At 52.4% G+C, this 24,351-nt stretch carries 21 protein-coding genes; 13 read left to right on the top strand and 8 right to left on the bottom strand.

Features of this window, described 5'->3' with window-relative positions; all coding sequences use genetic code 11:
- Positions 1-71: 71 nt before the first annotated feature.
- The 4 genes from ACVL1J_RS13295 (at position 72) to ACVL1J_RS13280 (ending at position 7,961) form a co-directional block, all read left to right on the top strand.
- Complete coding sequence (locus ACVL1J_RS13295; protein WP_341237400.1) at positions 72-974, top strand: LysR family transcriptional regulator; 903 nt, start codon at positions 72-74, stop codon at positions 972-974.
- A gap of 136 nt (positions 975-1,110) precedes the next feature.
- Positions 1,111-4,437 carry a PAS domain S-box protein gene (locus tag ACVL1J_RS13290; RefSeq protein WP_341237401.1) on the top strand — a complete coding sequence of 1,109 codons (3,327 nt, stop codon included), beginning with the start codon at positions 1,111-1,113 and terminating at the stop codon, positions 4,435-4,437.
- A gap of 109 nt (positions 4,438-4,546) precedes the next feature.
- Complete coding sequence (locus ACVL1J_RS13285; RefSeq protein WP_341237402.1) at positions 4,547-6,175, top strand: methyl-accepting chemotaxis protein; 1,629 nt, start codon at positions 4,547-4,549, stop codon at positions 6,173-6,175.
- A 106-nt stretch (positions 6,176-6,281) separates the two neighbouring features.
- Positions 6,282-7,961 carry a cation:proton antiporter domain-containing protein gene (locus ACVL1J_RS13280; RefSeq protein ID WP_341237403.1) on the top strand — a complete coding sequence of 560 codons (1,680 nt, stop codon included), beginning with the start codon at positions 6,282-6,284 and terminating at the stop codon, positions 7,959-7,961.
- A gap of 194 nt (positions 7,962-8,155) precedes the next feature.
- Here the strand turns inward: ACVL1J_RS13280 and aceA are convergent, their stop codons facing one another.
- The gene (aceA, locus tag ACVL1J_RS13275; protein ID WP_201301490.1) at positions 8,156-9,472 is read right to left on the bottom strand and encodes an isocitrate lyase; all 1,317 of its coding nucleotides are present in this window, start codon (positions 9,470-9,472) and stop codon (positions 8,156-8,158) included.
- Between aceA and ACVL1J_RS13270 the strand changes: the two genes are divergently transcribed.
- Positions 9,471-9,668, top strand: a complete 198-nt coding sequence (locus ACVL1J_RS13270) for a hypothetical protein (protein ID WP_491665373.1) — start codon at positions 9,471-9,473, stop codon at positions 9,666-9,668. The genes aceA and ACVL1J_RS13270 overlap by 2 nt on opposite strands.
- 127 nt (positions 9,669-9,795) lie before the next feature.
- Here the strand turns inward: ACVL1J_RS13270 and rraA are convergent, their stop codons facing one another.
- Both rraA and ACVL1J_RS13260 read right to left on the bottom strand, forming a co-directional pair.
- Positions 9,796-10,287: a ribonuclease E activity regulator RraA gene (gene rraA / locus ACVL1J_RS13265; protein ID WP_341237404.1), complete on the bottom strand. Its 492-nt coding sequence runs from the start codon at positions 10,285-10,287 to the stop codon at positions 9,796-9,798.
- A gap of 81 nt (positions 10,288-10,368) precedes the next feature.
- A complete protein-coding gene (locus tag ACVL1J_RS13260; RefSeq protein WP_341237405.1) occupies positions 10,369-11,373 on the bottom strand; it encodes an AraC family transcriptional regulator in 1,005 nt (334 codons plus the stop codon).
- Between the two features lie 124 nt (positions 11,374-11,497).
- Here ACVL1J_RS13260 and ACVL1J_RS13255 point away from each other — a divergent pair, with 124 nt between their 5' ends.
- Both ACVL1J_RS13255 and ACVL1J_RS13250 read left to right on the top strand, forming a co-directional pair.
- Positions 11,498-12,376, top strand: a complete 879-nt coding sequence (locus ACVL1J_RS13255) for a metal-dependent hydrolase (RefSeq protein WP_159571608.1) — start codon at positions 11,498-11,500, stop codon at positions 12,374-12,376.
- 259 nt (positions 12,377-12,635) lie between these two features.
- Positions 12,636-13,325: a hypothetical protein gene (locus ACVL1J_RS13250; RefSeq protein ID WP_341237406.1), complete on the top strand. Its 690-nt coding sequence runs from the start codon at positions 12,636-12,638 to the stop codon at positions 13,323-13,325.
- Here the strand turns inward: ACVL1J_RS13250 and clpB are convergent.
- Positions 13,300-15,888, bottom strand: a complete 2,589-nt coding sequence (clpB, locus tag ACVL1J_RS13245; RefSeq protein WP_341237407.1) for an ATP-dependent chaperone ClpB — start codon at positions 15,886-15,888, stop codon at positions 13,300-13,302. The two genes, ACVL1J_RS13250 and clpB, sit on opposite strands and share 26 nt — an antisense overlap.
- Before the next feature lie 123 nt (positions 15,889-16,011).
- Between clpB and ACVL1J_RS13240 the strand changes: the two genes are divergently transcribed.
- Positions 16,012-16,536: a hypothetical protein gene (locus ACVL1J_RS13240; RefSeq protein ID WP_159571617.1), complete on the top strand. Its 525-nt coding sequence runs from the start codon at positions 16,012-16,014 to the stop codon at positions 16,534-16,536.
- Position 16,537: 1 nt separating this feature from the next.
- On the opposite strand, the gene hemW is transcribed toward ACVL1J_RS13240, so the two are convergent.
- Genes hemW through dinB form a run of 4 tightly spaced genes read right to left on the bottom strand, consistent with a single transcriptional unit; the run spans position 16,538 to position 20,487 of the window.
- Positions 16,538-17,821: a radical SAM family heme chaperone HemW gene (hemW, locus tag ACVL1J_RS13235; RefSeq protein ID WP_491665441.1), complete on the bottom strand. Its 1,284-nt coding sequence runs from the start codon at positions 17,819-17,821 to the stop codon at positions 16,538-16,540.
- Between the two features lie 36 nt (positions 17,822-17,857).
- Positions 17,858-18,487, bottom strand: coding sequence for an RdgB/HAM1 family non-canonical purine NTP pyrophosphatase (rdgB, locus tag ACVL1J_RS13230; RefSeq protein WP_341237409.1), 630 nt, complete (start codon positions 18,485-18,487; stop codon positions 17,858-17,860).
- A 21-nt stretch (positions 18,488-18,508) separates the two neighbouring features.
- Complete coding sequence (gene rph / locus ACVL1J_RS13225; protein ID WP_341237410.1) at positions 18,509-19,240, bottom strand: ribonuclease PH; 732 nt, start codon at positions 19,238-19,240, stop codon at positions 18,509-18,511.
- Between the two features lie 38 nt (positions 19,241-19,278).
- The gene (dinB, locus tag ACVL1J_RS13220; RefSeq protein WP_341237415.1) at positions 19,279-20,487 is read right to left on the bottom strand and encodes a DNA polymerase IV; all 1,209 of its coding nucleotides are present in this window, start codon (positions 20,485-20,487) and stop codon (positions 19,279-19,281) included.
- A 71-nt stretch (positions 20,488-20,558) separates the two neighbouring features.
- Between dinB and ACVL1J_RS13215 the strand changes: the two genes are divergently transcribed.
- From ACVL1J_RS13215 to minC, 5 genes are all read left to right on the top strand, one after another.
- Positions 20,559-21,488: a YicC/YloC family endoribonuclease gene (locus ACVL1J_RS13215; protein WP_159571632.1), complete on the top strand. Its 930-nt coding sequence runs from the start codon at positions 20,559-20,561 to the stop codon at positions 21,486-21,488.
- An 81-nt stretch (positions 21,489-21,569) separates the two neighbouring features.
- Positions 21,570-22,472: a hypothetical protein gene (locus ACVL1J_RS13210; protein ID WP_341237411.1), complete on the top strand. Its 903-nt coding sequence runs from the start codon at positions 21,570-21,572 to the stop codon at positions 22,470-22,472.
- 70 nt (positions 22,473-22,542) lie between these two features.
- Positions 22,543-23,190, top strand: coding sequence for a guanylate kinase (gmk, locus tag ACVL1J_RS13205; protein ID WP_159571638.1), 648 nt, complete (start codon positions 22,543-22,545; stop codon positions 23,188-23,190).
- Positions 23,191-23,199: 9 nt separating this feature from the next.
- On the top strand, positions 23,200-23,406 hold the full coding sequence (gene rpoZ / locus ACVL1J_RS13200) for a DNA-directed RNA polymerase subunit omega (RefSeq protein ID WP_008251793.1): 207 nt from the start codon (positions 23,200-23,202) through the stop codon (positions 23,404-23,406).
- Positions 23,407-23,523: 117 nt separating this feature from the next.
- The gene (gene minC / locus ACVL1J_RS13195; RefSeq protein ID WP_341237412.1) at positions 23,524-24,345 is read left to right on the top strand and encodes a septum site-determining protein MinC; all 822 of its coding nucleotides are present in this window, start codon (positions 23,524-23,526) and stop codon (positions 24,343-24,345) included.
- Positions 24,346-24,351: the final 6 nt, after the last annotated feature.

The following is a 24,351-nucleotide window of genomic DNA, read 5'->3' as shown; positions in this document are numbered from 1 at the left end:
TCTAGTTTATTGAATTAAACCAGCATACTCTTTCAATAAATTGAAGACATTTTTACCTTTTACGCAAAAGCATGGATCACTTTAAACAAATCACCACCTTTGCGGCAGTGGCCACGAAAGGCAGCCTTTCGGCAGCGGCCAGGGATGAAGGCGTGGCACCGGCTGTGATCAGCAGACGCCTTGATGCGCTCGAGGAACGCTTGGGCGTGAAGCTTCTGATTCGCACCACCCGCACGTTGAACCTGACCTATGAGGGCTCAGCATTCCTGGAAGACTGTCAGCGAATACTGAACGACCTGTCCAACGCTGAAGCCAGTGTAAGCCTGGGCGGTATCAAAGCCAGTGGGCACCTTCGCGTATCTGCACCGGGTGGCTTCGGAAGACAGCACGTGGCACCGTTGGTGCATGATTTCGTGCGCGAGCATCCAGAAGTCACTGTGTCGCTGGATTTGTCAGACCGGGTTGTGGATTTGTTGAATGAAAGCATGGACTGTGCAGTCCGCATTGGTGTGTTGCCTGACTCCAGCCTGGTCGGTGTGAAACTGGCAGACAACCAACGGCTGGTGGTTGCCACCCCAACCTACCTGCAACGGCACGGTTGTCCGCAGCACCCCAATGATTTGGCCCAACACAATTGTTTGAATCTGGTGAGCTCGGGCGCCCCAAGTGGCTGGCTGTTTACGATCAATGGCGAAGCCACACAAATCAGGGTGAGCGGCAGTCTGGCTTGCAATGACGGCTCGTCGATTCTGGATTGGGCACTGGACGATGCCGGGCTGGCTTGGCGCAGCCGCTGGGAGGTGCAACAGCACCTTCGCCACGGCAGCCTGGTTACCGTTCTGGACGATTTCATTGCGCCACCCAATGCAATTTACGTTGTATTCCCTCAAAGGAAACACCTCCCCCTGCGCGTTCGCTTGTGGATTGATTTCCTGAAACACCGCTACAGTGTTGGCTCGTACTGGAACGCCTGAAACTTGAGGGCAATAAGCCGTGAAAACCCCCCTTTAATCTTTGTATTGATGTGCAGGAAGGTGTAACAGAATCGCTATGGGGTGATTTGCCCCCAACACACAGCACTCTTTTTCCACTTGCCACGGGCCTTCTACGGTGATTACACGCAACATCCGACATCAATGGATTCTGGCCGCGGCTATGCTGTGCGTGCTTGGTCTGGCGTTGCTTGCGATGGCGGCGGCTGATCTTCGTCGTATCAATGATTCAGCCGAACAAAACACACGAACACAGCTCCGATTACTTCACGATATCTTGCATGACGAATTCAGTGCCATTGTGCGATCGTTTGATGAAACCACACACCAGTTGTCTGATCAGATTGGACTGAACAACACCAACAATATTCGGACGCGACTGGAGTTGCTCAAGAGCGCACTTCCAGCAATGCAAGCCATTGTAGTCAGGGATGCTGCAGGCAATATTTTGGGTCAGACCGGTGAAGACGCTGAGTTGATGAGTAACAAGGCGACGTTTACACCGAATGCAAAACTGCTGCACAACGAACGGCTGGTGTCATTTTCCGAATCATTCACTGCAAACAAGCAACTTGTATTAATCATTAACTATCAGATCAAAACTGCAAGCGGTGAAACGCTGGGGATCATTCAAGGCAGACTTGATGCCCGATACCTTGAACGCAAGGTGACATCGCTTCAACTCGGCGATCACATGCGCAGTGGGCTGGCCTACAAAGACGGTACCGTACTTCTCATCCAACCCGAGTTCAACAAAATTCTGGGCAAACAACTGCCCTATTTCGAATCCTTTCGTGCTCAGGCAAATTCTGCGGACGTGACGGGCAATTTAATTGAACACGGGCTGTTCAAGGATCACTACTTCGCCAGCCTGTCGCTTGCAAACTCGGAAGAATTAAATACACCCATTCCCCTTTACCTGATTACCTGGGCAGACGCTGCACCCATGAAAGCCCGGTGGCGAGAGCAAACCATCAGCTTGTTTTTGGGTTACCTGGCTTTTTGCATACTTGCCGTGCTCATGATCAAAGCCAGCATGAACCACCAGGCTCAACGAATTCTGGCAAAAGAAAAAATCAAAGCAGACCAACAATTCAATGACGAACGTTTTCAATTGGCCACCGAAAGCGCAGGGATCGGTGTTTGGGAATACAACATTCAGGACAAATTAATTCGCTGGGACAGCGCTATGCGCAAAATTTATGGCGTGCAAGACAGCCAGGAATTGGTGTCCTACCGAGAGTGGTTGAATTACGTGGTACCTGAAGACGTCAACACATTGGGAACAGTCTTGCTTGAGGCGTCCAGGAATCAAGATACGTTTCAATTCAACTTCAATATTCGACGCGCCAGCGATGGCCGGATTCGCCACATTCAGGCCCGTGCAAAAACCCATCGAAACGCCAAAGGCATTCCGTTCAGAACGATTGGAGTGAACGTGGATGTGACAGTGCAACGCCAATTTGAAGATGCCTTGCGCGAGGCCGAGGCCCGATTCCGCGCCTCGTTTGAGTGGGCGGCAATTGGCATGGCCATGCTGGACTTCAAAGGCCAGTTTTTGCAGGTTAACAAAGCATTGTCAGACATTCTTGGATACAGCATGGAAGAATTGCTGGGGTTCAATTTTGATGCGATTACACATCCACAGGACACCATGCAACACACCCATCTGGTGCGTGATGTGCTGAAGGGTCGGCGACACAATTATCAGCTGGAGAAACGGTACATTCACAAAGACGGACATGTCGTGTGGGTTCACCTTTCGGTGTCGGCCGTTCGCAATGACAACGGGCGGGTGATTTACTTCATTTCCCAAATTCAAGATATTTCAGAGCGCAAGCGCAATGAAGCCACCTTGATTGAACGTGAACACTTTTTACGCACCTTGTCGGAGTGCTTGCCAGGACTGGTCTCTTACTGGAGCACAGACTTGCGCTGTCATTTTGCCAACCGCAACCATGAAAAATGGTCAGACATTCCTGCTGACAAAATGCGCGGGCAGCACATGCGCAAAGTGCTTGGTGAAGAACTGTTCTTGCATGACCACCACTATGTATTGGGCGTTCTCAAAGGAGAAAAACAGCGGTTCGAGCGCAGAAAGGCCCTACCCTCGGGTGACCATGCCGACATGCTGGTACATTTAATTCCCGACGTGCTGTACGGCAAAGTTGAGGGTTTCTTCTCGATCTCCACCAACATCACCGACTTCAAGGCTCAACAACGCGAGCTTGAACGAATCAACCATGTATTAACCGACCGTACCCAACAAGCAGAGGCAGCAAGCAAAGCCAAAGGCGCATTCCTGGCCAATATGAGTCACGAAATTCGCACGCCGATGAATGCAATCATGGGGCTGCTGCAATTGCTCGAGGACACGGACCTGCAAGCAAAACAACGCGACTACCTCAGTAAAATCGGTTCCGCTGCAGATGTATTGCTGAATGTGCTGAACGATATCCTGGATATTTCAAGGGTTGAGGCCAACAAGCTGGAGCTAAGCTGCAGCCGTTTTCTTCTGGACCATGTACTTACAAAAACCACCGATCTTTTCGCATACAGGGCCGAAGAAAAGGCAATTCAACTGTATTGCACCAAAGACGCCAACTGCCCGGTCAGCCTGAAAGGCGATCGACTGCGTTTGGCTCAGATATTGAACAACCTGTTGTCCAATGCACTGAAATTTACCGAGAAGGGGCGAATTCATTTGCAGGTACAAAGCGTGGCGGACGGTAGACAGTTGCAGTTCAGCGTAAATGACAGCGGCATAGGTATGAACGAGGAACAATGTGCAGCTTTGTTCAAGCCCTTCAGCCAGGTCGACGACAGTTCATCACGCCGCTATGGTGGTGCTGGATTGGGCCTGTCGATCTGTAAAAACCTGGTTGAGCTGATGGGCGGACGTATTTGGGTAGAAAGCAAGCCAGGACTGGGCACAACCTTTCACTTCACAGTGGACTGTATTGAGCCCGAATTCAAAGTAAGGGCTGAGGATCAACAAGCCTTGAAATTGCAAACTCAGGACGCACCCGCTGACACTGGACCGGCCATTCCGCCGATGTTGAACAAGCTCGTATTGGTCGTCGATGACCACAAACTGAACCGCATGGTGGCCTCGGAAATGCTGAAGAAATGGGGGGCACAAGTGCACCTGGCAGAAAATGGCAAGGAAGCCGTGCAAGCCTGTATCACTGCACGCTACGACATGGTGTTGATGGACTTGCAAATGCCGGAAATGGACGGCTATGAAGCCACCGCCAGAATTCTCGAAGAGTTGGGCAATGCAGCACCACCCATCGTAGCCGTAACCGCATCGGCCAGCGAGCAGGACCGCATGGACATTCTGAACGCCGGCATGTGCGAGCACGTTATCAAACCATTCAAGAAAGAGACCCTGATTCGGATACTGCTGGATATTCAAGGGCAGCAATCCACAGAATCGCTTTAGTTTCAAAGCACTCAAAAGGGGAATCCCCCAAAACTAGAGATACTTCACTTTGTAAACATTGGCGATACTTGCTCGACTACAACAAATAAACCACCACTAAGGAAGTGCCATGTTTAATACCATACGTGCCAAACTGGGATTTGGCTTTGCTCTCGTGATTGCTCTGGGCCTGTTGACGGGCGCACTTGGGCTTTTGAATGCCAAGAAAATCATGGAAGGAGCCCAGGCCAATGAGCACACCCATGAGGTGCTGCGGGAAGTTAGTTTGATACGGGAAAACATGACCAACATTGAAACCGGCCAACGCGGCTTTCTGGTCACGGGATACCCCACTTACCTTGAGCCCTACACCGAAGGCAAAAAGGAAATTGACACGCACTTTGCGGCGGCGATCAAACTCACCTCAGACAACCCCGCACAAACCGAACGATTTAACAGCCTGCGAGAAATGTATTCGAACTGGTTGAAGTTTTCAATCGAGAAAACCATTGAACTGCGCCAATCACTCAACAATCAGGAAATTGATCAAACCGAGTTCATGAACCGATTCGTCTCCTTGTCGGGCAAGCCCATCATGGACAAAATGCGCGAGCTGATTGGACAGGTTGAACAAGAAGAATTGAATTTGCTGAAAATTCGTACCCAAGCGGCCGAGACGACTTATCAAACAGCACTGTGGTCGGTGGCTGCCGCCCTGATTGCCAGCTTCGTGGTGGGTGTGTTTGCAACCATCAGTTTGGTCAAGCTGCTTCAAAACAAATTAGGCACTGCAGGCAAGCACATTAATGCTTTGGCCAATGGTGAGCTGAACAGCCCCATTAACCACCAGAACAAGGATGAAGTAGACCAGCTCTTGGCTGCACTGGCTACCGCACAGGGTAACTTGAGAAAGTTAATCGATGGCATTCGCCAATCTGCACTTGAGTTGAGCAGCAACGCGACACAGGTGAAAGAGTCTTCATCAACCATGGCCAATGCGGGTGTAGAACAGGCTGATGCCACCTCATCAATGGCAGCCGCCGTAGAGGAATTGACTGTCAGCATTTCACAAATTTCAGAGAATTCAAATGACGCCACCACCACTGCCAACGCAGCGCGTGAATCGGCCGACAATGGCATGGTGACTTTGGGTGAGGTGGTTGAGGGTATACAGCGGATTGCAGCATCAGTTCAAACCAGTGCGCAAGCAGTACAAACACTGGAAAAACAATCTGCAGATATTTCAGAGATTGTTTCGACCATTACCGAGATTGCAGACCGCACCAATTTGCTGGCCTTGAACGCCGCCATTGAAGCCGCCCGCGCTGGGGAACAAGGCCGAGGTTTTGCTGTGGTCGCCGATGAAGTTCGCAAATTGGCCGAACAAACCAAAGGATCTACCGACCGAATTTCCAGCATGGTGTTTGAAATTCAGAACATCACGCAAGGTGCAGTCAAATCGATGGACACCTCGGTGCAATTGGTACAGGAAGGGATCGATCAAGCCGAAGTGGTGAACACAACCATACAGAAAATCAAGTCTGACTCTGACCGGGTTTCTGAGGCGATTGCCGCCATTGCGGTGTCCATGAAAGAACAATCGAATGTCAGCATCGAAATCAGCCGCAACGTGGAACGTGTTGCACAGATGACTGAAGAGAATACAGCTGCTGCCCAACAAAACACTCAAGTGGCAACGCACTTGTCTGGCGTGTCGCTATCAATGATGAATGCAATCAAGGTATTTAAAACAGAATAAGACGCTTCTTGTTCGCAACTTCGGGGGGAAGTCCTTGTCTATGAGGTGAGTGCATTCTATATGTACTTGCTATCATTAGAACAATACCATTAGGACTGCCCCCAACATGCCCCATGACGTTTCCCTGATTGCCACATTGGCATTTGGCTTTGGCCTTGCGCTCATCTTCGGCTTTATCGCAGAAAAACTGAAAACGCCTGCCTTGCTGGGTTACCTGGTTGCCGGGTTCCTGATTGGCCCGGCCACACCCGGCTTTGTGGCAGACCCTGCGCTCACCAACCAGTTGGCTGAAGTGGGCGTGATGCTGCTGATGTTTGGTGTGGGCATGCACTTCTCCCTGAAAGACCTGTTGGCCGTCAAGAATATCGCCGTGCCTGGCGCCATTGTTCAAATGACGGCAGCCACGCTATTGGGCATGGGTGTGGCCCATTACTGGGATTGGCCCATGGGCCAAGGTCTGGTTTTTGGTCTTGCCTTGTCAGTGGCCAGCACGGTGGTGTTGCTGAAGGCATTGGAAGCCCGCGGCATGTTGACCAGTGCAAATGGGCAAATTGCAGTGGGCTGGCTTGTGGTTGAAGACCTGGCCATGGTGCTGATTCTGGTGCTGCTTCCCCCGCTGGCTGGTTTGTTGAAGGGCGGCTCGCTGGATCCAGAGACCAACCTGGTGTTTGAAATCGGATTCACTTTGGTGAAAGTCGCCCTGTTTGTTGGCTTGATGCTGGTGGTGGGCAAGCGGGTCATTCCGTGGATGCTATGGCACATCGCAAAAACTGGTTCTCGCGAATTGTTCACACTGTCAGTCATCGCTCTGGCCATCAGCCTGGCCTTCGTGGCGGCGGGCTTGTTCGATGTGTCTTTTGCGCTGGGTGCCTTCTTTGCCGGCATGGTCATGCGCGAATCTGAATTAAGCCACCGCGCAGCCGAGGAATCCCTGCCCTTGCGTGATGCATTCGCCGTGCTGTTTTTCGTGTCGGTGGGCATGCTTTTCCAGGTCGACGTGTTATTTGAATACCCGCTGCGCGTGCTGGCTGTGGTGGCCATTATCGTGCTGGGTAAATCGCTGGCTGCGGGTGCCTTGGTGCTGCTGTTTAAATACCCGCTCAAAAGCGCATTGGTGATTGCTGCCAGCCTTGCACAAATTGGCGAATTTTCTTTCATTTTGATTGGGTTGGGTTTGTACCTGGGCCTGGTCGACCTGCAGGTACAAAGCCTGGTGGTCTCGGGTGCAATCTTGTCGATTGCCTTGAACCCGGTCATCTTCTCACTCATCCCGAAATTGAACAGTGGCATGGTCAAACGCTTTCAATGGGTTCGTAATTTGAATGCCCGTGGCCACACCATGGAAGAACTGCCGCAGCAAACCGATGGCAAGTACCTGGGGAGTCATGTGGTTCTGGTTGGCCACACTGAACTGAGTAAACGAATCGCCAAATCACTGAAAAAGAAAAATGTAGCGCATGTGATCGTCGACACCAGCCGTGAGGTAGTGGCCAAGCTGAGAAAGAATGGCCTTGCAGCAGTTTCTGGCGAATATGCGGATCCTGTCACTTTGGTGCAAGCGCACACGACGAATGCCAACAGCCTTGTGATAGCCACTGGCGATACACCGGGACTGACCCAAATGATTGAGAACGCGAAAATGTTGAACCCCAGCATTCGAATATTTGTACAGGCGTACTCGAAAGAGGAAAAAGAATTATTGGGTGCGCTTCAGGATGTTCATGTTTACCGCTGGGAAGACACGCTTTGCGACGCCATTGTTCACGACATGCTCAAGCACAAATAAAAAGCCCGGCAAGTTTCTTACCGGGCTTCAGCACTCGCTGTTGGGCCTTTTGTAAAGGCCCAGCAAGGGGAAAAATACTCTTGAATTGGTTTTTTGAGCTTGTCTCCTCTCCCCCCCTTAGTCGGTCAACCTATCCACCCCTCTTGGGGTGGGAGACTGCCAAGATTGCCGACAAATTCAGTTCAACCAGCAAATCAGTGGAACTGTTCTTCTTCTGTAGAGCCCTTCAAGGCTGTTACTGAAGAAGCGCCACCCTGGATCACAGTCGTTACGTCATCGAAGTAACCTGCGCCAACTTCTTGCTGGTGAGATACAAAAGTATAACCTTGTTCGCGCGCTGCGAACTCAGGTTCTTGAACCATATTGACATAATGCTTCATGCCTTCGCCGTTGGCGTATGCATTGGCAAACTTGAATGTGTTGTACCAGTTAACGTGAATACCGGCCAATGTAATGAACTGGTACTTGTAACCCAAGGCTGACAGGTCTTCCTGGAAGGAAGCGATCTGGCTGTCGTTCAGGTTTTTCTTCCAGTTAAATGATGGTGAGCAGTTGTAGCTCAACAGCTTGCCTGGGTTCTTTTCCAGAACAGCTTGCGCAAATTCACGGGCAAAACCGATGTCGGGTGTACCTGTTTCGCACCATACCAGGTCAGCGTAAGGTGCGTAGGCGATACCACGGCTAATGGCCTGTTCCAGACCATTCTTTACGCGGTAGAAACCTTCAGGAGTGCGCTCGCCAGTCAAGAATGGCTTGTCGTTTTCATCGAAGTCAGAAGTCAGCAGGTTAGCGGCTTCAGCGTCGGTACGAGCTAACACGATTGAGGGAACACCCATTACGTCGGCGGCCAAACGTGCAGAAATCAGCTTTTGAATCGCTTCAGCGGTTGGAACCAATACCTTGCCACCCATGTGACCACACTTCTTCACAGCGGCCAATTGGTCTTCGAAGTGAACACCAGCAGCACCTGCAGCGATCATGTTCTTCATCAGTTCGTAGGCGTTCAAAACACCACCGAAACCGGCTTCACCGTCGGCCACGATAGGCAGGAAGTAATCGATTGCGTCGTCGGACTTCATTTTGCCGTCGCAAATGTTCTTCCACTGAATTTCGTCAGCGCGCTGGAATGTGTTGTTGATACGACGAACCATTTTTGGCACTGAGTCGTAAGCGTACAGAGACTGGTCGGGGTACATGGTTTCAGAGCTGTTACCGTCAGCAGCAACTTGCCAGCCTGACAGGTACACGGCTTCCAAACCAGCTTTGGCTTGCTGCATGGCCTGGCCAGCAGTGATCGCGCCGAACGCATTCACGTAGCCTTTCTTGGCTGTACCGTTTACTTTTTCCCACAGCTTTTCAGCACCGCGCTTGGCCAGTGTGTACTCTGGCTGCAGTGAACCGCGCAGACGTACCACGTCTTCAGCTTTGTAGCCGCGCTTTACCAGCTTCCAGCGGGGGTTGGTTTCCCAGTCTTTGTTGAGTTCTTGAACCTGTTGGTCAAAAGATTTCATGGTGATTTCCTTAGAGGCGATAGAGAAAAAAGAAAACGGTTCGCTTGATGGCCTACTTGCGGTGCCCTGCGTGTACAGCTTCGCGGGTATCACTTGGGCAAGTGGTGTCGATCAGGTGATGAGCCGTATCTTACAGATCATTTCGCAGAGCAACAAGAGTTATATCTTATACAAGACTTTTTTTCGTATCATTTAAAATCAATGACTTAACTCCAATTAATCACGATGTGAAATACTTTTTCTCTAAATGAAAAAGAGGATGCACTCTAAATCATGCGGCGCAGCTTAAATTTCAAATGAACTTGGCTGCGCAAATCAGCAAATCAGATCAACGCCTGGTCACTCACCAGCACGCCGTCTTCATCCGCATACACCCAGTTGCCGGGGCGCACGGTGGTGAAGCTGAGCGCAACATCAATGTTCTCATGGCCAATACCCCGCTTCTGACTTTTCATGGGGTGTGTGGCCAATGCGCGAATGCCCACATCGCACTCATCCAGCTCCAGTGTGTCACGCACGCAGCCGTACACAAGAATACCTGCCCAGTTGTTCTTCTCGGCCAGCATCCCAAGGTTGCCACCGACCAGGGCACAACGCATGCTGCCGCCGCCATCCACGACCAACACCTTGCCTTGCCCGTCTTTCTCCAGGGCGCTGCGCACCAGCGAGTTGTCTTCGAACACTTTCAACGTATGCGCCTGGCCCATAAAACTGCTTTTCAGGCCCCAGCTTTGAAACATGGGTTCAACAACACGCAATGTGCCCGCGGCAATTTTGTCTTCGTTTGCATCACAAAGGTCGGTGGTGGGGGTCATGGGAAGCTCCAAAATTAAATGCGATTATTGACAGCCAAAATTTAAACATGAAATACGGGCAGTAAACATGGTCGAAAGGTTTCAGTGCTGATTTCTGAACTCTCTGGGAGAGATACCCTGCCACTTGACAAAGGCACTGGTAAAGCTTCGCCGGTCTGAGTATCCAAGGTTTGCAGCAATGGTTTCGATGTCAAGCACCGAGCCTTTCAACATTTCGCAGGCCAGTTCATGACGCACAGCCCCTAGAATTTCAGCATAAGACTTGCCCTCGCTTTTAAGCCTGCGCTGCAAGGTTCGTGGGTGAATGTGTAGCTCCTCGCCTATCACCTGTATTGGCTCGCTCAGCATACTCAAGCGAGACTTCAACAGTCGCTTGATTTGTATTTCCAGCGTTTGCTCCTGCACATCAGGCAACAATCGGTCCAAAATTACGGCTTGCGCTTTGTGGTGTGCCGAAGGTATTCCGCCAGGCAAAGGCAAATCGAGTGCAGAGGAATGCACCACAAGGCGATTGTTGGCCTGCTGAAACAGGACTGTGGTTTTAAGCACCTCTTGATAGGCGGATTCTTGGGTCAAAGGTGCATGGCGAAATTCAATTCGCTTGATCAAGTGTGATCCAGGGCTGAGAAGGTGAATGAACTTCAACACGGCCGACATGGCAGCCTCTACAAAACCGGGCAGGTCTTCGTTAACCCCAGTCGGGTCGGATACTTTGACTTCCAGCGCTGCCTCATCACCCAGATTCAGGGTTTTGAAATGCAAATTGGGATGCAGCAACTTGGGCGACCAATCCAGCACGCGCATGGCCTCTTGGGGGGTCGAGGCGCTGGTTACAAAAGTTGCCAATTCAGGCAAACCATCAAAATTGAATGAATCGCCAAACACCAAGGGAAAGTGGTGACTTGGTTTGCGTGCATCCACTGCCCCAAACAAGGAGTGAAAGCACTGCAACGACATTCGCCGCCGTGGATCGCCACTCATGTCGATTTCAAGTTTCAGCTCTTGCATGACACTGTTCAAATCAATGTCGCAGCGCCGCGCTGCGTTGGCAAGGCTTGCAAGCATTTGAAAATTGATGGTTTCCACCCTGTCTCCAGTACGTTAAATAATTCAGATTGTCGTGAATTCTTCCTTATTTGTCATTTCAAATCATATCGTGTGCCGTGGTGATTCTGTAATCTTTATTCAAACGAAGCAGCAGGAGGCGGCAATGACAACCACATCGTTCAAAGAAGACATCGTAGTTCGCAAAGATCTGGACTTTGGGATTACCGACAACGACATCCCCAGATACTGGATGGACGGAGACGCATTCAAAACCCGCGTGATTGATGGCGTACAAATGAGTTTTCCGGACGGAGAACGTTACTTCATCTCTAGCGTGCGAAACTTCAAAGACAAAATCACCGATCCCGAATTGCTGAAAGCGGTCAAGGATTTTTCTTTTCAGGAAGGCCAGCATGGCAAGGTGCACACCGACTACAACAAACGCCTGAAAGAACAAGGCGTGCCGGTGGACAAAATGCTGCACGTGATCACCAAAATCATGAATCGCCGCCTACAGGTGCTTTCCCCTGAATACAACCTGGCCATGACAGCGGCGCTTGAACATTTCACAGCGATGATGGCTGAAATGTTCTTTGCCCGCAAAGAAGTGATGGCCGGTGCAGACCCCCGCGTGCGCGCCATGCTGGCATGGCATGCTGTTGAGGAAATGGAACACAAAGCAGTGGCATTTGACGTGATGCAAAAAGTTGCCAAGGTAGGCTACTTCAAACGCAGCCTGGCAATGGCTCACGCCATGTTCAATTTCACGCTGCACACCTTGGTGTTCACCTGGATCATTTTGGGAACCGATGGATTCAAAGGCTGGACCCGGTTCAAAATGTACGCCAAGGGCCTGGTGTGGCTGCTTGGTCCCAAGGGCCTGTACAGCAGTTTGCTGCCCAAGTTGCTGAACTATTTCAAGCCAGGATTTCACCCCTGGCAAGACCCCACTGTGCACAACTACGGCGTGTGGCTGGAAACATTCAACAAGACCGGCAACCCGGTTGAGGCTGGCGAGGCGATGTACGCGGCTGCACACTAAGGCTTCGACCCAAGGCTATCATTCAGGGCAGAACTTTCTCGGCCCTGAATGACACCGACAGTTATTGAAGCTGCCAGGTAAATGCCAAGTGATATCCAATACGCCCAACGTCAATTCAAATTCCTCCTCCCCGGTAAACACTCAAAGTCAGCTCACGGGCAAGGCAATTTCGATTTCAGCAAAAGCCATTGCCAGTCAATTACAGCAACATCAATCCGCCCAAACACTGCAAGAAGTCGACAGCGGAGGAATGCTCGCCATGCTGTCAAAATTTGGCAACTTCAAAGCCTTGCCAAGATTGCTGACAGCCATTGCATGCCCGGCCCGGGTAAAGCGTCACAACACCTCTGCCTGGATTACCGGAAAAATAAGCAACACGGATTACACCCTGGTACACGTTCCAATTGCAGCAATTCGGTCACAGCACAGCATTGATGGGGAAGCGATTGAAAAAACAGCGCAACGGGCAAGCCGCATTCTGGCTTGGATGAAAACCAACCCAACAGACAAAACAATTCATCTGGATGCCATGAACTTTCTGGCAGGCTCAACAGGCGCTTTGAAAATTGGTTGCGCAAGCGCCGATCGATTGATCACGCTCGACGGCGTTGGACGCCTTGAGGCCGTTCGACAAGCCAAGGTGAAATATTTAAAAGAAACTGGCCAGCCACACCCGCTGGAAAAAATTGAGTGCTACGCAGCCCGACTAAAAGAAGACGAGTACGAGAGCCTGTACAGAACCAGCAGCTACTTTCGGGACGAAGCAGGAAATCAACTCGACAAACCCGAGCACGACTTGGTGCCGTACTCTGGCCTGCCAAGGCTGGTTGCAGGCCAGGCACTTAACCTGGCCCGCCACTCGATTGAATCAAGCCTGCCGAGTTTTTCGGATAACTTCAGCAGGCAGATTCCCGACGATTACTTCAGTGCACCACACGTTCAAACGTAAATGCACCGTCCTTGAAATCCACGGGCACCACATCATTTGGACCGAACCGGCCTTCCAGAATCATCTTCGAAACAGGGTTCTCGATGATCTGCTGAATGGCCCGCTTCAAAGGCCTTGCACCATACAGTGGATCAAAGCCAGCCTTCACTACTTCGGCCAATGCTGCTTCGCTTACCTCCAGGCGCATGTCGCGGCTTGCCAAACGCTGTTGCAAACGATGCAACTGAATGCGTGCAATGTTGGCAATGTGCGCATTGTCCAGGGCATGAAACACCACCAATTCATCAACCCGGTTAATGAATTCCGGGCGGAAATGTTGCTTCACTTCTTCCATCACCGCGGCTTTGATCAACTCGCCGTCTTGCCCGGCCAAACGTTGAATTTCATGCGAACCCAGGTTGGATGTCATCACGATTACCGTATTTTTAAAGTCCACAGTGCGGCCTTGCCCATCGGTCAAACGACCATCGTCGAGCACCTGCAACAGCACGTTAAATACATCGGGGTGGGCCTTTTCCACCTCGTCCAGCAGAATGACGCTGTAAGGTTTGCGGCGCACAGCCTCGGTCAGATAACCGCCTTCGTCGTAACCCACGTACCCTGGAGGCGCCCCCACCAAGCGGCTCACCGTGTGCTTTTCCATGAACTCACTCATGTCAATGCGAACAAGGTGGTCTTCTGAGTCGAACAGGAAGCCCGCCAAGGCTTTGCACAATTCGGTTTTACCCACACCCGTGGGGCCTAAAAACAGGAATGAACCCAAAGGCTTGTTGGGGTCGGAAAGCCCGGCACGCGAGCGGCGAATGGCATCCGATACCAAGGTAACCGCTTCGTCTTGCCCCACCACACGCATGTGCAAGGCCGCTTCCATTTGCAGCAACTTGTCGCGTTCACCCTGCAACATTTTGCTGACCGGAATGCCCGTGGCTCGGCTCACCACTTCAGCAATTTCCTCGGTGCCAACTTGCGTGCGCAACAACCTGTTGGGTTTCTTCTCGCCACCCTCGTTGTCTTTCACATCGTTTAGTTTTTTCTCCAGATCAGGCAATTTGCCGTACTGAAGTTCAGACACCTTTTGCCAGTCGCCCTTGCGCTTCCACTGTTCAATTTCTGCGCGAATGTGATCAATTTCCTCTTTGATGGCTGCGCTGCCCTGCACTGCTGCTTTTTCACTTTTCCAGATTTCATCCAGATCGGCGTATTCGCGCTCAAGGCGAACAATTTCCTCTTCGATCAAAGCCAAGCGCTTCTTGGACGCCTCGTCTTGCTCGCGCTTCACAGCCTCGCGTTCAATTTTTAATTGAATAATGCGGCGATCAAGCTTGTCCATTTCCTCGGGCTTGGAATCAATTTCCATCTTGATTCGAGCAGCTGCCTCATCGATTAAATCAATGGCCTTGTCGGGCAAGAAACGATCTGTGATGTAGCGGTGAGAAAGCTCGGCTGCGGCCACAATAGCAGGGTCGGTAATGTCCACGCCGTGGTGCAACTCATAACGTTCCTGCAAGCCACGAAGAATGGCAATGGTGCTTTCAACACTGGGCTCGCCCACCAACACCTTTTGGAAACGGCGTTCAAGTGCGGCATCCTTTTCAAGGTATTTTCGGTATTCATCCAGCGTGGTGGCGCCAATACAGTGCAACTCACCGCGGGCCAGTGCGGGCTTTAACATATTGCCAGCGTCAATTGCGCCTTCGGCTTTGCCTGCACCCACCATGGTGTGAATTTCATCAATAAACACAATGGTTTGGCCTTCATCGGCAGCCACGTCTTTCAACACGGCTTTCAAGCGTTCTTCAAATTCGCCCCGGTATTTTGCACCAGCCAACAACAGCGCCATGTCCAGCACCAACACGCGCTTGTTTTTCAAGGTATCGGGTACTTCGCCATTCACAATGCGCTGGGCCAAGCCTTCCACAATGGCGGTTTTACCAACCCCTGGCTCGCCAATCAGCACCGGGTTGTTTTTCGTGCGGCGTTGCAAAATTTGAATGGCGCGGCGAATTTCATCGTCACGACCAATCACGGGGTCAAGCTTGCCCTTGCGGGCACGCTCGGTTAAATCAATGGTGTATTTTTTCAAAGCCTCGCGCTGGCTTTCGCCATCAGCGCTATCTACGGCAACACCGCCACGCACCTGTTCAATGGCTGTGTTCAGCGACTGGGCATTCAAACCCGCTTCCTTCATCACCCTGGCCAAGCCTGTGCTGTCTTGCAAACAAGCCAACAAAAACAACTCGCTGGCAATAAACTGGTCGCCACGCTTCTGCGCTTCTTTGTCAGTCAAATTCAGGGCGGCTTGCAGCTTGCTGCCAATCTGGATTTGCCCGGCATTGTTGGCCACTTGGGGCAGGTTGTTCACCTCGGCTTCAACGCCCTTGATCAGCACCTGCGGATTGCCACCTGCCTTGCTGATCACCCCGCGCACCGATCCTTCGCCCTGCTTGAGCATGGCCAACAACACGTGTGCAGGTTCAACAGTGGGGTTGTCTTTTCCCACGGCCAGGCTTTGGGCGTCGGCCAAAGCTTCCTGAAACTTGGTGGTGAGTCGATCTAAACGCATGTGTGCAAACCCTTCTTAACAATTTTGAGTCACAATACCCATGAACCGTATGTGTGGGCGAGCGTGGTGATTTCAAGATAACGCCAACACAAATGACTTGCACTATTTTTCAAGTACGCTGCCATGCAAATCAAACAACTCCAAGTAGCCTATGCGCCTGAACACGACCGTATATTGATGCGGATCAACTCGTCTGAAAATCAGGAGGTTCGGGTGTGGCTGACACGGCGCATGGTGCGCATGCTGATACCCAGCCTGGACGAGATGATGCAAAAGCTGTTGGCCAGCGACAGGCCGCTCAATGATGCGGGCCGCAAAGCACTGCTGGAAATGAGCCGGGAGGTGTCGCTGTATTCAGCCGACTTCAAAAGCCCATTTCAGGACAAAAACACCACAACCCCTCTGGGTTCCGACCCGCTGCTGATCACTCAAATTGAACTTCGCCCCAGCGGCGAGGCGCACAACACCGACCTGGTGTTGAAGCTGGTGGCCGGCAGTGGCAAGGGGTTTGAAATGCGCATGGCCGAGCAGTTGCAACATGGCTTTGCCGATTTGTTGATCAAAACATGTGGGCAAGCCGATTGGGGCCTGCATTTCAAGAGTGTGCCCAGCATTATCGAACGGCCTGAAACGCGCCATTTGAACTAAGCTAGCCAGTCAAAAACATTTCCTGTAGATCATTCAGGAAACGAAAGCCCAATTCGGTGGGTTTGAATACGCCGGGTTGGGTTTCAATCAAACCCTTGTCCAACGCCATTTTCAATGGTTTCTGCAAATCATTTAATGGCCTGCCACAGCGCTCTACAAACCAGCTTTCCGGCACACCATCGCTTAAACGCAAGGCGTTCAGCATGAATTCAAAGGGCAGTTCTTTCACAGCCAAGGTGCGTACTTCAAGGGGCTGCGCTGCGCCCTCCATTTCTTCCATGTAAGCCATCGGGTTGCGGTGGCGGGTTTCACGTTCAATTCGGTTGGGGTAGCTGATTTTCGCGTGGGCCCCGGCACCAATGCCCAGGTAATCGCCAAACCCCCAATAGTTCAGGTTGTGCTGGCAACAATGCCCAGGTTTGGCAAAGGCTGAAATTTCGTACTGCTCAAAGCCTGCCGCCTTTGCTGCGCGGTGAACCGCCTCTTCAATGTCGATCAAAGTGTCATCGTCGGGCAACGGTGGCGGTTTGGCAGCAAACAGGGTGTTGGGTTCCATGGTGAGCTGGTACAGGCTCAAGTGGGAACTGTTCAGCGCCACGGCCTGCTCTACATCGGCCAGCGCCTGCTCCACATTCTGGTGGGGCAAGGCGTACATCAAATCAATATTCACTTCATCGAACAAGGCCACAGCACTGCTTACGGCAGCCACCGCCTGTCCGCTGTTGTGCACCCGGCCCAAGGCCTTCAAGTGAGAATCAGAGAAACTTTGCACACCGATTGAAAGCCGGTTCACGCCTGCTTTGCGGAACCCCTCGAACCGGGCTTGCTCGAAGGTACCCGGGTTGGCTTCCATCGTAATTTCGCCGCTTTGCGGCATGCCCAGGCGCGCACGCACCGCACCCAGCAACTCATCAATCAACTCGGGTGCAAACAAGGAAGGCGTGCCGCCCCCAATAAAAATGGAATACAGCTTTCGACCCCAAATTTTGGGCAACTGCTGATCAAGATCCGCCACCAGCGCATTGAGGTAGCGGCGTTGCAAGTCGAGTGGCAAGGATTCTGCAAACCCTTGTTCACCCGCGGCAGGCTGCATGTCAGCGTGAATGGGTATGCCCACTTCGCGCAGCTTGCTTTCCGGGGCCAGGTGGCTGTTGAAATCGCAATAAGGACATTTGCGCACACACCAAGGCAGGTGAATATAAAGCGCCAGTGGTGGCATGGCGGCGAAACGAAGTTCGCTGGGCATGAACACGCGGCCAACAAGATTACTGGCCGAGGTTGCCATGAAAGTTGGCTTGTCGTCGCCCTTGCCCTGTTCCACTTAGGCACCCACCTTCTTTAAACCCAGGCGCTGTTGCAACTCAACAAGCAAGGCCTGTGTGGCCTGCGCACGGTGGCTGAATCTGTTTTTCAATTCTTTGGGCATTTGCGCGGCAGTGCATTGGTGTTCAGGAAGCCAGAAATGCGGGTCGTAACCAAATCCATGTTCACCCTGCGGCACGTCGATCACTTCGCCCCACCACATTTTTTGGGCAATGGTGGGTGTGGGGTCGTCGGCATGGGCCACCCAAACCATGGCGCACACAAAATAAGCGCGCCGGTCTTCAACACCTTTAAGCTGTTCAACCAGGCAAGCATTGTTGTTGGCGTCGCTTTTTTCCTGCCGAAACAAAGTGGCATAGCGGGCCGACAACACACCTGGTGCGCCAGCAATGGCAGGCACGCACAAGCCAGAATCGTCGGCCAGCGCGGGGCGCCCGGTCAGGCGGCTGGCATGCCGTGCCTTGGTTAATGCATTTTCAACAAAGGTGTGAAAGGGCTCGTCCGCATCGGGAACGCCCAGTTCACCTTGGGCAACCCAGTTCACGCCCCAAGGGGCAAACAGGTCCTGAAATTCACGCAGCTTGCCTTTGTTGCCGCTGGCCAGCACCCATTCATTGTTCAATGCCATGGCGTTTTTCCTTCCTGCGGGTCAAGCGGCAAGTGCTGCTTTCTGCAAGCGAACCAATTCAGCGATACCTGCCGCTGCGGAATCGAGCATGCCATTCAATTCGTCCCGGCTGAAAGCCTCACCTTCGGCTGTGCCCTGCACTTCCACAAAACCGCCCTTCTCGGTCATCACCACATTCAGGTCTGTTTCGCAGGTGGAGTCTTCGTCGTAATTCAAATCGAGTGCCACCTGGCCATTGACCACGCCCACTGAAACCGCAGCAACAAATTGTTTGATCGGGCTTTCGGCCAAGGCACCACTGGCCATCAATTTGCCGATTGCATCGGCCACGGCCACCATGGCACCGGTAATGGATGCGGTGCGTGTGCCGCCATCGGCCTGAATCACATCGCAATCAATTTTCAAGGTGCGTTCGCCCAGTTTGTTCAAATCAACCGCAGCACGCAGGGCGCGGCCAATCAAACGCTGAATTTCCTGGGTGCGGCCACTTTGTTTGCCACGGGCCGCTTCACGGTCCATGCGGGAATGGGTTGAACGGGGCAACATGCCGTACTCGGCGGTCAACCAACCCTGGTTTTGACCCTTCAAAAAGCCAGGCACCTTGTCTTCAATACTGCAGGTACACAACACATGCGTATCGCCAAAACGCACCATGACCGAACCCTCAGCATGCTTGGTGTAATTGCGCTCAAGGCTGATTTTTCGCAGGGCGTGGGGGCTTCGTCCATCGGGGCGGGCTGTGGTGGTAGTCATTCAAATTCTCCAGTGCATAACCAATTGTCGTGCCCGCATTATGGCGCATCTTCAAGGTCGAGAAATAACTGGGCCTGCCCTTTGCTGCGGCGGTTTTCCTGTGCAGCCTGCTCAAGCGCTGCATCGGCGGGTGTAATCAGGTGACTGGCCTTGATACCGAGCAATCGAATGGTTGAATGTGCCCCTTTCTGTTCAAAAGGAATTTTTTTCAGGCAGGCTCGCGCGGCTTGCAGAATTTCGTCCGCTGTACTCGTCGTAAAGCCCGTGGTTACATCGCGGGTTAACGATTTGAAATCTGCAAAGCGCACTTTCACACCGATGGTTTTTGCAAGGCGCTGCTTGCGGGCCAAGTCTTGCGCCAGTTTGTCGGCCAGGTGAGTCAATACCTGCGTGAGTTGGTCCCGATGCCTGCGCACATGCATGTCATTCTCAAACGTGGTTTCACGGCTAATGCTTTTCGGCTCGGAATACAGCGTCACTGGCCTGAGATCAATGCCATTGGCGCTTTCATGCATCCACAGGCCATAGCTTTCACCAAAACGCTCCCGAAGCAAGTCAAGGGGTTGGGCAGCCAGCTCGGCAATGCTGTTCACCCCCATCGCCTTCAACTTTTCCTGTGCCTTGGGCCCCACCCCGTTAATTTTGCCAACGGGCAAGGGCCAGATCATTTCTTGAAACTGATCGGGGCGGACCACGCTAAGTCCATTCGGTTTTTGAAGGTCAGAGCATATTTTGGACGTCAGCTTGTTTTCAGACAGCCCAACCGAACAGGTCATGCCGCCAGTGGCATTGGTCACGGCCGCCTTCAATTGCCGGGCCAGATCAATGGCCACGTCAAAATCACCCGAAGTTTCCTCGGTTAAATCAATGTAAATCTCATCAATTCCCCGGTCTTCGACGTTTGGAGTCAATTCACGCACAGCGGCCTTGAATTGGCGCGAGAGTGTTTTGTACCAATCAAAATCGGCTGGCAATAAAATGGCATGGGGCGCCAGCTTGGCGGCTTTCATGGTGGGCATGGCCGAGTGCAAACCCAATGCGCGTGCTTCATAATTGGCGGTGGTCAACACCCCGCGCCCCTCGTACTGCGCAAGGGTTGGAAATTGCTGACCTGGCAGTGGCTGCATGCCACGGCGACCACCCACAGCCACAGGCAAACCCCGCAAGGCTGGGTTGCGCACCAGTTCAGCATTGGCGTAGAAGGCGTCCATGTCCAAATGGGCAATGATTCGACCCGACAAAAACACCCCCACAGAAAACAAGCACCAGTCCAGAGTTTACAATCCATGCACCACCGACACACACGCACAGGCCGCAAATGAGCAAGGACAGCAAAAACACCGCCGCAGTACACAGCATGACAGGCTTTGCCAACGCGCAAAGCACCACCCGTGCTGGCACCTTGAGCATGGAATTGCGCAGCGTGAATTCCCGTTTTCTGGACCTGAACTTTCGCATGGCCGACGACCTGCGCACGGTTGAACCACTGATTCGCGAAAAGCTGATGAATACCTTGAGCCGGGGCAAAGTGGAGTGCCGCATTTCCTGGGGACGTGCAGAGGGCGAAAAACGGATTCCAAAAGTGGACCTGGAACAGGTTAAACAACTGGCCGCCCTTGAAGCCAGCATTCAAAGTGCCTTGCCCAAGGCGAACGGCTTTCGCATTACCGAGGTGTTGAACTGGCCCGGTGTGGTTGAAGACAACAGCCTGAGTGGTGAAGAACTGCAAGAGACCATTTCAGCCTTGTGCGACCAAGCCATTGATGCAATGAAACAAAGCCGCGAGCGCGAAGGCGCTGGCCTTGCCACTGTATTGCTGGAAAAAGTAGACGGCATGGAAACCATTGTGAACAGCCTGCTACCCATGCTGCCCCAGTTTTTGGCCCACTACGAGGGCAAAATTCGGGAACGCATGACCGAGGCCTTCGACAAAATCATCAATGACAAAGCCGGCCACTTAACCGTGGAAGACCTTGAAGAACGCATCAAACACGAAGTGGCGCTGCACAGTGTGCGCATTGATGTGAAAGAGGAAGTAGAACGGCTTCAAACCCACTTCACCGAGGTGCGCCGCATTCTGAAAAAAGGTGGGGTCATTGGCAAACGACTGGACTTTGTAACCCAGGAATTGAACCGTGAAGCCAATACACTGGGCAGCAAAGCCCACGCCATCGCTCAAACCCAAGCCAGCATTGACCTGAAAGTGCTCGTGGAACAGTTCCGCGAGCAAGTTCAGAACATTGAATAAACACTGAATTTGGTACTGAACTGAACCAATCTGAATACTTGGGCACCCAATCGAACTTACCCCTGTTCGAGACCGTGCCCAATGACCACACCCATTTCACTGCTTAACCAAATCCTGAAACACGTGTTACCCCAAGCCGCCAAAGACCCGCGAATCGCGGGCCTGCTTTTGGTGACCAAAGGGCAAGCAGGCAGTGCACAGACTTTGTTATTTCACCCCACACTGCGCATGCAACGCAGCGATTTGGCGCAGTTCAGGGTAGGCCAGGAAAAACTGGCAGACATGGACCTCATCAAAAGCGGTCGTTTGGAAATTGGCAATTCCAGCCAGGGTGAAATTCCCAGAATAAAGGTGGGTGATCACTACAAATTTGAAAACACCTTGTCGGCACAAGAGCGAATCGAGGTACTTTCAGCCCCGTCAATCTTGCCCAATGTACCCAAAGAAGGCCCAATGGCGCACCCGGTCAGCACCGCAGAACGGTGCGTGCTTCGGGATTACATCGCAACCGATGGCTACTCAAGTCAAATAAACCAGTTCTTGCGGGGTGAATTCAAGGGTGAGCCTCAATCGCACTCGGACCTGCTGGACCGTAGCCTTGTGCTGGTCAGTTTTCTGAATGCATTGCCTGTGCAGTCCTCTGAAGCGCAACACAATCTGAAACCTGTATCCCCCATGTTTCAGGCCATGCTAGAGGCAGAGAAAACCGGCAAACCTTTTACACCCGACTATTTTCTGAGCATGAGCAAGCGAAATGACTCTGCCGGCCCCCTGATTCCCAGCGTGTTTGGCACAGTCAGTTGCATCGTTCAATCCGAGTTGGCCAAAGACGTATCGGTTTCAAGTGCATTGCTGCCCAATGAACGTGAGTTGATTGCTGCGCCCATTTCAAGCTACAAAGTCAGCAAAGGCTCAGGGTTCGGGGACGAGACATCCACCAAGCCCTGGTTTGTTTTGACCGAGCATGCCAAGCCCGCTGAATAAACGGTCAACATGGCGAGTGCACGGGAAATCCAATAGAATCACGGCTTGTTGATCAATCTGTGAAGACCACATGACTGCCTTGGCCCAACCCCAGCACACGCCACAGTATTCTGGAAGCCTGTTTATTGTCAGCGCCCCCTCTGGGGCGGGCAAATCGTCGCTGGTAAAGGCGCTACTGGCTGAAGTTCAGGGCATAGGCCTGTCCATATCCAACACAACCCGCAAGGCACGCCCTGGCGAGGTGGACGGCAAAGACTACCATTTCATTTCCCAACATGAATTTGAAGCGGTTCGCGACCAGGACGGCTTTCTGGAATGGGCGCACGTACATGGCAACTATTACGGTACATCGCGCGCCTGGGTTGAAGGGCAAATGGCCATTGACCGCGATGTGCTGCTTGAAATTGACTGGCAAGGTGCCGAACAAGTGGTGCGCAAGGTAGAGAATGTGGTGTCCATCTTTATTCTTCCCCCCAGCATCGAGGAACTCGAAAAACGGCTTCGCGGACGGGGCACAGACACGGAAGAGGTGATTTTGAAGCGAATGGGTGCCGCACAACTCGAGATCGAGCAGGCGAGGCGCTTTGATTATGTTATCCTTAACGATGATTTCACACAGGCTCTGTTGGAGCTGAAATCGATCGTCTTCGCATCCCGTTGCCGTTTCAATCAGCAAATGGCGCGCCACGGGGCGCAACTCAAAAGTATTGGACTGTAAGGACACCAGATGGCCCGCATCACCGTTGAAGATTGCTTGAAAAAGATCCCTAACCGTTTCGACATGGCCCTGTGCGCCACTTACCGCGCCCGCATGCTGGCCCAAGGCCACACACCCAAAGTAAAGTCCGACAAAGACAAGCCAACAGTAACCGCCCTGCGTGAAATCGCTGCTGGTGAAATCGGTATCGAAATGTTGAAACGCGTGCCCATTTAATCCGGGCAAGGTTGCATTCAAAAAAGCCCGAGACCGGCACACGGCTCGGGCTTTGTTCGTAAAATTGACTGAAAACTCAGCTGCCCGATAGCTCAGCATCCCCGGACTTCGATTACCTTGAACAAACCTTCTTCAGCACCGCTGGACATCAAATTCGCCAAAATCAAGGCTGTGACCATTGCCTTGCGCCCTGCGCCACTGCAAGAAAGCCTCGATGCCCTGAAAAAACGACTTGGCCCCACCCCCGGCGTGTACTCTGCCGAACCGGCTGTGCTCGACTTTTCCGCCTGGAATGACACCGAACTGACTGAACATGGCATTGAATTAAAAGCCTACGCTGACATGCTCAAGGCCGCCGGCGTGCTGCTGGTTGAGGTGCGAGGCCAAAACGAAACCCTTGAGGCTCAAGCCGAAGAACTGGGCCTTCGGTTCGAAGTTGGGCAAGCGGATCTTGCCGAGCCAGCGCCTGCTGGGGCCCCAACTGCTGTGGCCGCGCCCGAACCGGAAGCACCTGCCAAAGCAAGCACCGTACAAAAAGCCGATTCCGAGCAAGCCACCCACTCGGCTGTGCCCAGTTTCGACAAGGCCCGCCGCACCATGGTGATCGATCAACCCGTGCGCAGTGGCCAAAAAATTTATGCCCAAGGCGCCGATCTGATTGTCATGGGACAGGTGTCTGCTGGCGCTGAAGTCATCGCAGATGGCAATGTGCACGTTTACGGAGTGTTGCGGGGACGCGCACTGGCCGGTGCAGCAGGAGACACCCAAGCCCGCATCATTTCCACCAGCTTCGAAGCGGAACTGGTGGCCGTGGCGGGTTACTACTTAACATTCGAGGGCGGTTTTCCTGAAGAAAACCGATCCAAACCTACATTAATTCATCTTGACCATGGCACCGAGCCGGCAGTATTGCGACTCAAAGCCATCAACATCCGCTAGGAGACC

The sequence above is a fragment of the Limnobacter sp. G6BE5S genome (assembly GCF_058448965.1).
Note: the sequence above shows the minus strand (reverse complement) of the source record. Positions and strands in the feature narration are given on the sequence as shown.